Raw genomic sequence first — 12,769 nt, forward strand, 5'->3', positions numbered from 1 at the left:
ATGGAAGCGTGACTGGTACACAGCAGCTCCCCAGCGTCGACGACGTCCGCAGCGCGCTGAAGGACGTGTACGACCCGGAAATCAAAAAACCGATCACCGACCTCGGCATGGTCAAGGACGTGGCGGTCGGCGACGACGGGCTGGTCACCGTCGGGATTTACCTCACGGTCGCGGGCTGTCCGCTGAAGGCGACGCTGACCGAGGACACCAAGAAGGCGGTGTCGAAGCTCCCCGGCGTCGCCGACGTGCGGGTCGAACTGGACGTGATGAGCGACGAGCAGCGTGCTGAGCTGCGCAAATCGTTGCGCGGGGACGCGGCGGAGCCGGTCATTCCGTTCGCGCAGCCGGGTTCGATGACGCGGGTGTACTGCGTGGCGTCGGGCAAGGGCGGCGTCGGCAAATCGTCGGTGACGGTGAACCTCGCCGTGGCGATGGCCGAGCGCGGGCTGTCAGTCGGCGTGGTGGACGCGGACATCTACGGCCACTCGGTGCCGCGCATGCTGGGCGCGCGCGAGAAGCCGACCAAGGTCGACACGATGATCATGCCGCCGCAGGCGCACGGCGTGAAGGTCATCTCCATCGGCATGTTCACGCCGGGCAACACCCCGGTCGTGTGGCGCGGCCCGATGCTGCACCGCGCGCTGCAGCAGTTCCTGGCCGACGTGTTCTGGGGCGACCTGGACATCCTGCTGCTGGACCTGCCGCCGGGCACCGGCGACATCGCGATTTCGGTGGCACAGCTGATTCCGAACGCGGAAATCCTCGTGGTGACCACGCCGCAGCAGGCCGCCGCCGAGGTGGCCGAGCGCGCCGGCGCGATCGCGATGCAGACGCGCCAGCGCGTGGCGGGCGTGATCGAGAACATGTCGTGGCTGGAAACCCCGACCGGCGAACGCATCGAGGTCTTCGGCGCGGGCGGCGGCCAGACGGTGGCGGACTCGCTGTCGAAGTCGGTGGGCTCCACCGTGCCGCTGCTCGGCCAGGTCCCGCTGGACCCGCGGCTGCGCGAGCAGGGCGACGAGGGCACGCCGATCGTGCTGGCCGAACCGGACGCCCCGGCCTCGCTGGTGCTGAAGGACGCGGCGAAGCAGCTGTCGGTCCGGGCGCGCGGCCTGGCCGGGATGATGCTGAACGTCAGCCCCGCCGGTCGCTGATCCTGCTTAGCGAAAAGCGGCGTGCCCCTGGTTCAGGGGCACGCCGCCTTTTTGGATTCTCAGGAGGCGTGCACAGTCACCAGCAGCGCCCCGGACTCGCGGAGCGTCACCTTGGTGTCGCCCGGCTTGGTCACCGTCCAGTCGATGTCCTCGGGCTTCTTCGCGGACACGTCGCCCGACTTGTCCGGCAGGTCCTGGACGTCGATGTTCTGCGGCTGGTCGGACGACACGAGGATCTTCACCTTGTTGCCGACCTTCACATCGACGACCCCGGCCGGCGGCGTGACCTTCCCGCCCTGGTAGGCGACGGTGATCAGCACGTCCACGCCTGCCTCGCCGGTCTCTGCGCCGCGCTTGACGTTCGGCTGCTCACCGGTGGCGTTGCCGTTCCCGGGGGCGCTCGACGGAGCGTTCGACGGGGCCGAAGAGGACGGCATCGCCGGGGCGGGCACCGAAGTGTAGGTGGCGGGCGCCTTGGTGCTGGGCTCGTCGTCGGCACTGCACCCGGCGACGGCGAAGGCGGCCGCAGCGATCGTTCCGGCCAGCGCAGCCGCACGGCGTGACATATCGGGAACCTCCAGGGTCGGTTGAGCTGATGCCCTGAGGCTACCCAGCCTGATCAGCGCGTCGCGCGTCGGCTTAGCCCGTCGTGACCGGCGCTTCCCGCGGCGGCGCGAGGATCAGGTGGCGTCCGGGTCGATCGGCGGGCGCTCGCCCGGCTTCAGCGGTTCCGGCTGCGGCACCGCGGTCTGCGGTTTGATCGTCGGCGCCCCGTTGGAACCGTGGGAACCGTTCGAGCCGTTGAGGTCGTTTTTGAAGCCGTTCAGGCCCAGCGGGTCCGAATCACCGTCGAACAGATGCTGCGTGACGACCCGCTTCGGGTCGAGATTGCGCAGGCCGCGCAGGTCTTCGAGGGGTTTGCGCAGCTGGTCGAACTCGGGACCCATTTCCTCGCGCAGCTGCTCGCGCGCGCCGGTCGCGAAGTCGCGGGCCTTGCGGACGCTCCTCGCCAACCAGGCCGCCGCCTCGGGCAGCCGTTCGGGTCCGAGAATGAAAAGCCCCGCGATGATGAGCACGAGGATCTCGCCCCAGCCGACACTGTCGAACACCCGTGAAACCTCCGCTCGGTGCTGCCCCGCCCAAGACTACCCGGGCCGTTTCGCGTCCGGGCAGGCCCGAACGTCGCACGGCGGCTACTGAGCCGATCGTTACCAACCCGACCGCAGGCACGGCCGAATGGCTTCGCAGCAACCGTTACGTGCCGCGCGGGGCCGGCCTGCTTTTGGCCGGATCAGCAGGAAGGGGTGTCAGTCCGACCCGAGCGTGACGTCCACCACGAGCAGCGCGCCGTCGCGGGCCAGCTGCACCGGGACGACCTGACCGGGGTCGTGGCTGCGCACCGCGACGGTCATCTCCGCGGAGTCGCGCACGACGTGGTCGCCGACCTTGGTGATCACGTCGCCTTCCTTGATTCCCGCGGACGCCGCCGGTCCGCCCGGCGCGACGTTGCGCACCTGCGCGCCCATCGTGGTCGAACCGGCGACCGTCGAGGCCGCGTTGATCCCGATGTCGGCGTGCTTGACCTTGCCGTCCTTGATCAGCGCCTTGGCGATCTTGATGGCGTAGTCGCTGGGAATGGCGAACCCGATGCCGATGCTGCCGCCGTCGGAGCTGGAGGACCGGATCGCGGAGTTGATCCCGACCAGCGCCCCGGTCGAATCGACGAGCGCCCCGCCCGAGTTGCCGTGGTTGATCGCGGCGTCGGTCTGGATGGCCGAATAGGTGACCGGGGCGGCCCCGTTGTCGCCGCCCGCGGTGACCGGCCGGTCGAGCGCGCTGACGATGCCCGCGGTGATGGAGTTCTGCAGCGCGAGCGGCGAGCCGACCGCGATCACCGCGTCCCCGACCTGCAGATTGGACGACTTCCCGACCTGCATCACGACCGGATTGGTCACGTTGACCTTCACCACGGCGAGGTCGGTCTTCTGATCCGCGCCGACGATCTTGGCTTCGGTGCGCGTCCCGTCGTTGAACACCGCGGTGATCTTCGTGGCCGCGTCGCCGACCGCGCTCGCGACCACGTGCTCGTTGGTGAGCACGTACCCCTGCGGATCGATCACCACGCCAGAGCCCTGCTCGCCGCTGTCCGCGCCCGGCTTGACCACCTCGAGCGAAACCACCGCGGGCGACACCCGGCGCGCGATGTCCGCGAGCGACCCCGGCGGCCGTTCCTTGGCCGCCTCCGCCTCGGAAATCGTGGCGCTGCCGGTCAACGCGGACCCAGTGTCCGCGACCCACCAGCCGACCAGCCCGCCCACCGCGCCGATCAGCAACGCGACGACGCCCAGCATCGCCAACGCCTTCGGCTGCACCCGCCGCCCGAACAACACCTCGGGCAAACTCAACTGCGCGCCGCTAGGCAGCTTCGGCTTCTCGGTCTCGTCTTCCTCGGGAACGACCGCGGGCCCGCCCAACACCGCACCGGACGCCGGGTCACGCCACGGATCGCTGGTGTCAGTCCACAACGGATCTTCAGAAGTGCCGCTCTCGCCGGCAGCCTCGAGCGGGCGTTGCAACCGCACCCCCTCGGCCCCCGGGGGACGGCTGAACGCTTCCGCCAACGACTCCGGCGTCGGCGGCGCGAGATTGAGCTTCTGCCCGTTCCCGTTGGGCGCCGGGGTGTAAAGCTTGTCGAACGCCCCCTCGACCCCGTGCGGACGCCCGAAGACAGCCGCCTGCTGCTGGTCGACCGCGGGCCGCTCAAGCGGCCGGGGCCCCAACCGGTCCGTCCCGACGGCACCGGACTGATCAGAATTAGCGTTCGGCTGGTCGGTCATCATTCCCCGGATACGGTTCAGTTCGGCTGGGAGTCGACGATACCCAAGCCTGGGAAGAAGTGTGCCCACACCGCAGTGAAATGCCTGTTGCCTGCCCCCGCGCCCTCAACGCCGCTTCCGTGAGGGCCACCTTCATGCCCCCTGATTCCCTCAGGGTTCCCCTCACGACCCACCCACCACCCGGCCCGCGCGCCGGCACCCGGGCTGCGCCCCAATGTGGCATTGGGTGCGTCCCACGCACCGAACGCCACATTGGGTGCGTCAGATGCACCCAACGCCACATTGGGTGCACCACACGCACCCAACGCCACATTGGGGCGCTAGCCCCACCCCCACGATCCGCAACCGCTGCACCCGACGATCGAGGCACCCACACCACCCCCGCACCCCGATACGAAGCCAAAAACACGGCACGGGGGTGCTTGTCAAGGCATCTTTCCCGCCTTGACAAGCACCCCCGTGCCGTAGTCACACTCAGCTTCGGAGTGCCCCCACGCAACCCTCTTCTTTTCGCGGCCCCGCCGCTCTTTCCCACAACAACAGCCGCGCTCTTCCGCCGCTCTTTTCGCAGCTCCGCCGCTCTCCCCCGCAGCGCACCTACCGAGCCGCGAAAGCAGCCCCAGCCCGAACCGCCTCCGGCGCCTCCGCCGTTTCCGGCGCCTCCGACTCAGGCGCCGAAGCCCCAGGCTCCCCCTCCGCGGCCTTGGGCACAGTCATCTTCGCCGGCAGCAAATTCGCATTAGGCACCCGAGCGGGCCCAGTCCCGGTGGACCCTTCCCCGCTATCGGCCGCCGTCCCGACGAGCGCGAGAGCGCTCAGCACGAGCCCGGACACCACGACTCCGGCTCCTTGCGCCGCCCGCTTCCGGCTGAAAGCGAACCGTCCGCCGCCGAGCACGTTCGCCGACTGCCCGAGCGGCGCGGTTGTTCCCAACGGCGCGGCACCTCCGAGCACCCCGGCGTCGCGCAGTCCGGCCACGCGCTCCGGCCGCTGGATCGCCACCAGCTGGCCGTCGGCGGTGACCGCGAGGTTGTCCGGCGCGCCGGGCAGGTCGGTGTGTTCCGGAATGGACCGGAGGCTGGCCAGGAAGCCCGCCGACATCGCCGGCGCGCCCGCGTCCTTCACCGCTGCCACGGCCTGCCGCTGCGAAGCCACCTCGGCCGCGCAGTCCGGGCAGCGCGCGACGTGCGCGAGGGCCCGGTCGTGGGCGGCGGGCGTCAGCTCGCCGTCGACCAGTGCGACTACCGCGTCGGGCATGAGGTGGGATTCGGCGAAACGCCAGCCGGTCATACGGACACCTTCGCAGATTCCTCCCGGGTCGCGCGACGGCGCTCGAGCGACGCGCGCAGCGCCGAGCGGCCGCGGTGGATGCGGCTGCGCACGGTGCCGAGCTTGACGCCCAGCGTCGCGCCGATCTCCTCGTACGACAGTCCTTCCACGTCGCACAGCACGACCGCGGCCCGGAACTCCGGGGGCAGCTCGTCGAGCGCCTCCTGCAGGTCGGGGTCGAGGTGCGTGTCGCTGTAGTGCTGCTCCGGGCTCGGGTCGTCGCCGACGATCCGGTCGGTGTCCTCGGGCAGTCCCTCCATGCGCACGCGCGAGCGGCGGCGCGCCATGTCGAGGAACAGGTTCGTGGTGATCCGGTGCAGCCAGCCCTCGAAGGTGCCGGGCTTGTACGACGCGAGCGACCGGAAGACGCGGATGAACGTCTCCTGGGTCAGGTCCTCGGCGTCGTGCGTGTTGCCGGTGAGGCGGTAGGCGAGCCGGTAGACGCGGTCGGCGTGTTCGCGCACGACCTCGTCCCACGAGGGCGGCGTCCAAGCCGCCTCGGCTGCGTCCACGGTCACCGGAGCGGCCTCCGGCAGTTCGGCGTTCTGCATCAGGGGAGCAGGCACCTCCATCTGGGTCAACTCCTCTTCACCTCTGCCAACGCGGGCCGGGCACACGGTGTTCCCGGGTGGTTGAGACTCAGTCTGTCGGCCTTCCTTATGGAACTCATGAGACCGATCTGAGAGCAGCCTGAGAAGTTGGCCGGCCGGGGTCTTTCCAGGGCTTTCGCGGGCTTTCCCGCGGGCCGGAGGGCGCTTACCAGGGAGCCTTCGCTGATTTATCGACAACCAGCGCTAACCTTCGCGCGTGAGTTCGGGGACAGAGGCGGCGGCCGAGACCGGGGCGGTCGGCGCCGAGCAGGTCGACGGGTACCTGCCCGACGACGACGTGCTGGCCGCGGCGCGGATGCGCGCGGCGGACCTCGGTTGCGCCCCGCTGGCCCCCGGAGCAGGCACGACGCTGCGGTTTCTCGCCGCGACGGTCGCCGCGCGGGCGGTCGTGGAGGTCGGCACCGGCTCCGGTGTGAGCGGCCTGTACCTGCTGCGCGGGATGGCTCCCGACGGCGTGCTGACCTCGATCGACGTCGAGCCGGAGTATCAGCGCGCGGCGCGCAAGACCTTCCTCGAAGCGGGCTACCCGCCGGGCCGGATGCGGCTCATCGTCGGCCGCGCGCTGGACGTGCTGCCGCGGCTGACGCCGGGCGGTTACGACCTGGTGTTCGTCGACGCCGCGCGGATCGAGTACCCCGGCTACTACGAGCAGGGCGTGGCGCTGCTGCGCCGCGGCGGGGTGATCGTGTTCCACCAGGTGCTGGCCGGCGGCCGGCTCACCGATCCGGCCCGGCGCGATCCTGAGACGATGGCGTTGCGCGAGGTCGCGCGGGCGGTCCGCGAGGACGACCGGCTCATTCCGGCGCTGCTGCCGGTCGGCGGCGGACTGCTGGTGGCCACGGCCTGCTCGTGAGTGTTCAAGCCGGTTAGAACCGGCCTAGGCACTCACGACCCCACCAGCACCCGCGCCTGTCGCCGCACCCGCGTGCCTACCGAAACCGCCGCCACGGCCAGCCCCAGCCACACCACAACAGCCACGATCAGCCAGTTCCACCCGTCCCGTCCGTAGACGACGCTGCCGACCCCGCCGCCGATGCTGCTGCCCAGGTAGTACATGAGCATGTACAGGCCGCCGACCTGGCCGCGCGCGTTCTCCGGGGCGTCGGCCGCGGCCCAGCTGTTCGCGATCGAATGCGCGGCGAAGAACGCCGCCGTCAGCACGAGGAAGCCGACGACGATCAGCGGCAGCGAGTCCGGGATCGTCAGCAGCGCGCCGACCGCGGTCAGCACCAGCACCGCGACCAGCGCCTGCCGACGGCCGAGGCGTGCGGACAGCCGGTTGGCGGTGGCCGAAGAAACCGAGCCCAGCGCGTACGACACGAACACCAACGACGCGATCGCCGGCGACAGGTTCAACGGCTCGCCGGTCAACCGGAATCCGGCCGCGTTGTACAGCGCGACGAACGAACCCATCGCCAGCAGCGCGACGGCGTACTGCGCGAGCAACACCGGACGGCGCACCGCGGAAAGCAGGCCGGCCCCGATGTCGCGCAGGCCTTGCCGCTCGCCGGCCCGGACCGGCGAAGGCGGCAGCATCACCACGGTCACGACCGCGCAGACCAGCGAAAGCCCAGCGACCACGTACAGCGCGCCGCGCCAGCCGAACGGACCGGCGGTGAACCCGGTGGCCAGCCGTCCGGTCATGCCGCCGATGGTGTTGCCCGCGATCATCGCCCCGACCGCGGCCGCGACGCCGGTCTTCCCGAGCCGTTCCACGAGATAAGCCGTGGCCACGCCGGGGAATCCGGCGATCGCGACGCCCTGGATCGCGCGCAGGACCAGCAGCAGCGGATAGTTCGGCACCAGCGGCAGCAGAAGCCCGAGCACCGAGGACAGCACGACCGACGCGATGATCACCGGCCGACGCCCGATCGCCTCGGACAGCGCGGCGATGGGCAGCACGGAGATCGCCAGCGCGCCGGTCGCCACGCTCACCGCGAGCGCCGCCCCGCCGGGATCGAGGCGGTACTGCCCGGCGAGCTGCGGCAGGACCGCTTGCGGGGCGTAGAGCAGGGCGAACGACGTGAAGCCCGCGGCGGCGACCGCGACCTTCACCCGGCGGGCGGAGGAAAGCATGGGTCCGAAAGTAAGCTTCGCTAATCAATACGTCTAATACGCAGATCTGCCATCATTCATACCGTGCCGAATGAGAGCCTCACCGCGCAGCTCGTCCCGCACCTGTGTCTGCTGGCCACGCTGCGCAGCACCGGAAACGTCACTCGCACGGCCGAGCTCCTCGGAGTGCCGCAGCCCACAGTCAGCAGGCGGCTGGCCGCGCTCGGACAGGCCCTCGGCGCGCCGCTGACCGTGCCCGACGGCCGCGGCGTCCGGCTGACCCGCGCGGCCGAGTTGCTGGCCGACGCGGCGGAACGCGCGCTGCCCGCGGTCGACGCCGGAGTCCGCCTCGCGCGCGAGGAAATCGAGCCGGCGAGCGGCCGCGTCGTGCTCGGATTTCTGCACCTGCTCGGCCGGTCGCGGGTGCCGGAATTGCTGCGCGGGTACCGCGAACAGGCTCCGGCCGCGCGGTTCTCCCTCGTCCAGGGCTCACTGCAGGACATGGTCGATCGGCTCGTGTCCGGAGAGCTCGACCTCGCCCTGCTCGCCCCCGTCGTCGAGGACGAACGGCTGGAGACGGTCGTGCTCGACCGGCAGCCGATCCACCTCTCGGTACCCGCCGGGCACCGGTTCGCCGGACGGCGCGGCGTCCGCGTGGCGGAACTGGCCGACGAGCCGTTCGTGCTGCTCGAACCGGGTTACGGCCTGCGCCGGATCACCGACGACCTCTGCGCCGCCGCCGGTTTCACGCCGAAGGTGGCCTTCGAGGGGCAGGAATCCGACACCGTCCGCGGACTCGTCGGGGCCGGGCTGGGCGTCGCGCTTCTGCCTCGTTTCGAGCCCGGCTCCCCGGCCGGGGTCGCGGAGGTCCCGCTGCACCCGCCGGTCCACCGGACGATCGGGCTCGCCTGGCGCGCCGGGGAACCGCTTTCGCCCGCCGTGCAAGCGTTCCGGGACCACGTGCTCGGGAGCGCGCGCTAGCGGCCAGGGTGGTATTTGTATCCCGGCACCGTGCTACCGTTTCCGGTATAGAAATACCGGGCCTTGAGGACGCGAGGGTAGTCGTGATCGAGCTGAAGACGCCTGCGGAGATCGACCGCATGCACGTGACCGGGCGGTTCGTCGCCGAGGTGCTGACCGAGGTCGGCAAGCTCGCCGACGTCGGCGTCAACCTGATGGACCTCGAGCACCACGTGCGCGGCATGATCAAGCGGCGCGGAGCCGTCTCGTGCTACTGGGATTACGCGCCGTCGTTCGGCGAGGGCCCGTTCCGCAACGTCATCTGCCTGTCGGTCAACGACGCCGTCCTGCACGGCCTGCCGCACGACTACACCCTGCGCGACGGCGACGTGCTCACCGCGGACATCGCGGTGACCGTCGACGGCTGGGCGGCCGACTCGGCGCGCACCGTCATCGTCGGCACGCCCGCCGAGGAGGACCAGCGGATCATCCGGGCCACCGAGGAAGCGCTGGAAGCCGCGATCGAGGCGGCGCGCGCGGGCAACCGGCTCGGCGACATCTCGGCCGCGATCGAGGCGGTCGCGACCGGCTACGGCTACCCGGTCAACACCGAGTTCGGCGGCCACGGCATCGGCCGCACCATGCACGGCGAACCGCACGTGTCCAACCGCGGCAAGGCGGGCCGCGGCATGAAGCTGCGGCCCGGCCTGACGCTCGCCCTGGAACCGTGGCTCGCCCGCACGACAGACAAGATCGTCTACGACCCGGACGGCTGGACCATCCGTTCCGCGGACGGCTCGCGCACCGCGCATTCGGAGCACACGGTGGCGATCACGGACGGGGACCCGATCGTGCTGACCCGGCGCGACGACGAGCTGGCGGGGAAGAACTAGGCCCCGGCTCAGCTCAGGTAGGAAGCCGCGAACTCGACCAGCGTCCGCGCCGCGAACCCGGACGCGCCGGGCACCACGTCGTCGTACGCCTTGTCCGCGCGCGCCGGGCCCGCGATGTCCAGGTGCGCCCACGGCAACCCGGCCGTGAACTCGCGCAGGAACAGCGCCGCCATGATCCCGCCGGGACCGCCGGGTGCCTGCCGGACGTCGCCGAGCTCGCCCTCGACACCGGTCGCGTAGTCCTCGACCAGCGGCATCCGCCACCACGCCTCGCCGGCGCGGGCGCCCGCCTCGATCACCCGGGCGGCGAGGTCGTCGTCGGTCGCGAAGACGCCGCCGGTGCGCAGGCCCAGCGACACCTTCATCGCGCCGGTCAGCGTGGCCGCGTCGACGATCAGGTCCGGCTTGAACTGGGCGATTCCGTAGGCGAGCGCGTCGGCCATCACCATCCGGCCCTCGGCGTCGGTGTTGCCGATCTCGGTGGTCTTGCCGCCGTAGTGGCGCACGATGTCGCCCGGCCGGTACGAGCCGCCGGAGACGTGGTTTTCCGCCGCCGGCACCAGCGCGGTGACGCGCACCGGCAGTTTCAGCTCCCCGATCGCGCGCATCGCGGCGATCACGGCCGCGCCGCCCGCCATGTCGGTGCGCATCAGGTGCATGCCGTCGGCCGGCTTCAGCGAAAGGCCGCCGGTGTCGAAGGTGATCCCCTTGCCGACGAACAGCAGGTGCTTCGTCGCGCCGCGCGGGCGGTGCGACATCTCGATCAAGCGCGGCGGCGAAGCCGAACCGCCGCCGACCGCCAGAACTCCGCCGAACCCCTTGTCAGCGAGCCACTTCTCGTCTCGCACGGTCACGTCGACCGTGCCGCCCAGCACCTTCGACGCGGTGTTCGCCAGCCAGGCCGGGTTCTTGATGTTCGACGGCGTGTTCGCGAGGTCGCGCGTAAAGGCAGCGGCCGCCGCGAGAACGCGTACGCGCGCGACGGCGTCTGCGTACGCGGGCACAGCGCGGTCGTGCGCGACGACGACGCGTACGGCGGGTACCGGCGGCTTCGGCTCTGTCGTAGTGACCACGAACCGATAGCCGCCCAGCGACAGTCCAACGGCTAGCTCGGCGGCGTGCTCCGCAGTCGCGTCTTCGGGCAGTACGACCTGCACTGTCCGGATCGGACGGTTCTCGGCCGCTTCGCGAAACGAGCGCGCGAGCGCGGCGCCGGTCTTTCGAAAGTCCTTCGGCGCGCCTTCGCCGATACCGGCGACCCAGCGGGGACCATCGCCGTCTTCGGGCATTTCGCGCACTTCGGCGGTGCGTCCGCTCGACCCGTACGCAGCGCCTTCCTCCGCCTCGGCCGGCGCGACCAGCACTGCTCGCGGGATTCCGCGGCGCGTCGCGGCGACGACCTCGATTTCGGGCAGCTTCGTGGGAACGGGTGGTAGCGAGTTACGCACAGCGAGCAACCTTAGGGCGCAGACGAACCGACCCCGGCCTCCCAAGGGAGACCGGGGTGCACAGTGGACAGAGCGGCGAGGGCGGAGGTCAGCCAGTGACCTCCTGCAGTGCGGCGCCGAGATCCTTCGCTTCCTCCGCGGAGAGCTCGACGACCAGCCGGCCGCCACCCTCCAGTGGCACCCGCATGACGAGGCCCCGCCCCTCCTTGGTCACTTCGAGGGGACCATCTCCGGTCCGGGGCTTCATGGCCGCCATAGCGTGCTCCCTCCGTCTCAACCGGCGCGCCCGGGTCGCGCACTCCCATGCCAGCCGGGTCTCGTCCCCCATTGTCCCTCATCAGCGCCCGGGCGCGAACGCGGACCGATCATTTGCCGCCGCATCGGTGCTGGTATGCCGCCCGCCGAGGGTGCGAGACTCAGTGCCGGAAACCCGAGCCGCCGCTTCAGAGGAGCATTTCGTGACCACATCCGACGTCCTGTTGACCGCCGACGCCGACGGCGTGCGCACCCTGCGGCTGAACCGGCCGGAGGCGTACAACTCGCTGACCGTCGAGCTCAAGGAGCGCCTGATCGCCGAGCTGCGCGCGGCCGCCGAGGACCCGGACGTCCGCGCGGTGGTGCTCACCGGCACCGGCAAGGCGTTCTGCGCCGGACAGGACCTCAAGGAGCACGTCGGCCTGCTGCAGGCGAACGACCCGGCCCCGCTGCACACGGTCAGCGACCACTACAACCCGATCGTCAAGGCGATCACCGGGATGCCGAAGCCGGTCATCGCGGCGGTGAACGGCACCGCGGCCGGCGCCGGGGCGGCCTTCGCGTACGCGAGCGACCTGCGGATCGCGGCCGAGTCGTCGTCGTTCCTGATGGCGTTCGCGAACGTCGGGCTCGGGCCGGACTCGGGCGCGTCGTGGACGTTGCAGCGGCTGATCGGGTACGGCCGGGCGGCCGAGCTGATGCTGATGGCGCGGACGGTGGACTCGGCCGAAGCGCTGCGGATCGGGCTCGTCGGTGAGGTCGTGCCGGACGAGGAGCTGGCGGCGCGGGCGCAGAAGGTGGCGGCGAAGCTCGCGGCCGGGCCGACGGTGGCGTACGCGAAGATCAAGAGCGTGCTGGCGGTGGCGGCGGAGTCCTCGCTGGAGGAGGCGCTGGACGCGGAGGACGCGGCCCAGACTGCGTTGGGGGCCACCGCGGATCACACGGAGGCGGTGGAGGCGTTCGTGGGGAAGAGGAAGCCTCAGTTTCAGGGGAAGTGAGGGAGCCGCGGGAGGTGAGCGGCGCAGCTGCGGGAGGTGAGTGGCGCAGCCGCCGAAAGAAGAGCGGCTGCGCCGCGAAAAGATAGGCGGCTGCGCCGCCTAAAGAAGAGTGCGGTGGGGCACCCCGAAGCTTGATTGTGCTGACGGTCTTGGGGTGCTTGTCAAGGCGGGAAAGATGCCTTGACAAGCACCCCAAGACCGCAGGGAGGCTTCGTATCGGGGTGCAGGG

General features: G+C 70.8%; 13 protein-coding genes. 5 read left to right on the plus strand and 8 right to left on the minus strand.

The features are described 5' to 3' along the window. The first annotated feature begins 8 nt into the window (after positions 1–8). Positions 9–1,154: an Mrp/NBP35 family ATP-binding protein gene (locus tag L942_RS00530; protein WP_037353353.1), complete on the plus strand. Its 1,146-nt coding sequence runs from the start codon at positions 9–11 to the stop codon at positions 1,152–1,154. Between the two features lie 59 nt (positions 1,155–1,213). Here the strand turns inward: L942_RS00530 and L942_RS00535 are convergent, their stop codons facing one another. From L942_RS00535 to sigE, 5 genes are all read right to left on the minus strand, one after another. Beyond that, positions 1,214–1,720, minus strand: coding sequence for a hypothetical protein (locus L942_RS00535; protein WP_037353355.1), 507 nt, complete (start codon positions 1,718–1,720; stop codon positions 1,214–1,216). Positions 1,721–1,834: 114 nt separating this feature from the next. Further along, complete coding sequence (tatB, locus tag L942_RS00540) at positions 1,835–2,263, minus strand: Sec-independent protein translocase protein TatB (RefSeq protein ID WP_037353358.1); 429 nt, start codon at positions 2,261–2,263, stop codon at positions 1,835–1,837. Between the two features lie 198 nt (positions 2,264–2,461). Continuing rightward, entirely contained in the window at positions 2,462–3,991 is a 1,530-nt protein-coding gene (locus L942_RS00545) for a S1C family serine protease (protein WP_037353360.1), read from the minus strand. Between the two features lie 597 nt (positions 3,992–4,588). Then, positions 4,589–5,281: an anti-sigma factor family protein gene (locus L942_RS00550; protein WP_037353363.1), complete on the minus strand. Its 693-nt coding sequence runs from the start codon at positions 5,279–5,281 to the stop codon at positions 4,589–4,591. Further along, on the minus strand, positions 5,278–5,892 hold the full coding sequence (gene sigE, locus L942_RS00555) for an RNA polymerase sigma factor SigE (RefSeq protein ID WP_037353366.1): 615 nt from the start codon (positions 5,890–5,892) through the stop codon (positions 5,278–5,280). The genes L942_RS00550 and sigE overlap by 4 nt, the downstream gene beginning before the upstream one ends. A 235-nt stretch (positions 5,893–6,127) precedes the next feature. On the opposite strand from sigE, the gene L942_RS00560 reads away from it, so the two are divergent. Next, a complete protein-coding gene (locus tag L942_RS00560) occupies positions 6,128–6,784 on the plus strand; it encodes an O-methyltransferase (RefSeq protein ID WP_037353370.1) in 657 nt (218 codons plus the stop codon). Positions 6,785–6,816: 32 nt separating this feature from the next. Here the strand turns inward: L942_RS00560 and L942_RS00565 are convergent, their stop codons facing one another. Continuing rightward, entirely contained in the window at positions 6,817–8,007 is a 1,191-nt protein-coding gene (locus tag L942_RS00565) for an MFS transporter (RefSeq protein WP_037353372.1), read from the minus strand. A 63-nt stretch (positions 8,008–8,070) separates the two neighbouring features. Here L942_RS00565 and L942_RS00570 point away from each other — a divergent pair, with 63 nt between their 5' ends. Together L942_RS00570 and map are read left to right on the plus strand one after the other, a co-directional pair. Next, positions 8,071–8,967, plus strand: a complete 897-nt coding sequence (locus L942_RS00570) for a LysR family transcriptional regulator (protein WP_037353374.1) — start codon at positions 8,071–8,073, stop codon at positions 8,965–8,967. A gap of 83 nt (positions 8,968–9,050) precedes the next feature. Then, entirely contained in the window at positions 9,051–9,839 is a 789-nt protein-coding gene (gene map, locus L942_RS00575) for a type I methionyl aminopeptidase (RefSeq protein WP_037353376.1), read from the plus strand. Between the two features lie 8 nt (positions 9,840–9,847). On the opposite strand, the gene L942_RS00580 is transcribed toward map, so the two are convergent. Further along, complete coding sequence (locus tag L942_RS00580) at positions 9,848–11,287, minus strand: leucyl aminopeptidase family protein (protein ID WP_037353377.1); 1,440 nt, start codon at positions 11,285–11,287, stop codon at positions 9,848–9,850. 88 nt (positions 11,288–11,375) lie between these two features. Beyond that, complete coding sequence (locus L942_RS00585; RefSeq protein ID WP_005155393.1) at positions 11,376–11,543, minus strand: DUF3117 domain-containing protein; 168 nt, start codon at positions 11,541–11,543, stop codon at positions 11,376–11,378. Between the two features lie 202 nt (positions 11,544–11,745). Between L942_RS00585 and L942_RS00590 the strand changes: the two genes are divergently transcribed. After that, on the plus strand, positions 11,746–12,540 hold the full coding sequence (locus L942_RS00590) for an enoyl-CoA hydratase-related protein (RefSeq protein WP_037353380.1): 795 nt from the start codon (positions 11,746–11,748) through the stop codon (positions 12,538–12,540). Positions 12,541–12,769: the final 229 nt, after the last annotated feature.

The sequence above is a fragment of the Amycolatopsis orientalis DSM 43388 genome (assembly GCF_000411975.1).
GTDB classification, from domain to species: domain Bacteria; phylum Actinomycetota; class Actinomycetes; order Mycobacteriales; family Pseudonocardiaceae; genus Amycolatopsis; species Amycolatopsis orientalis_D.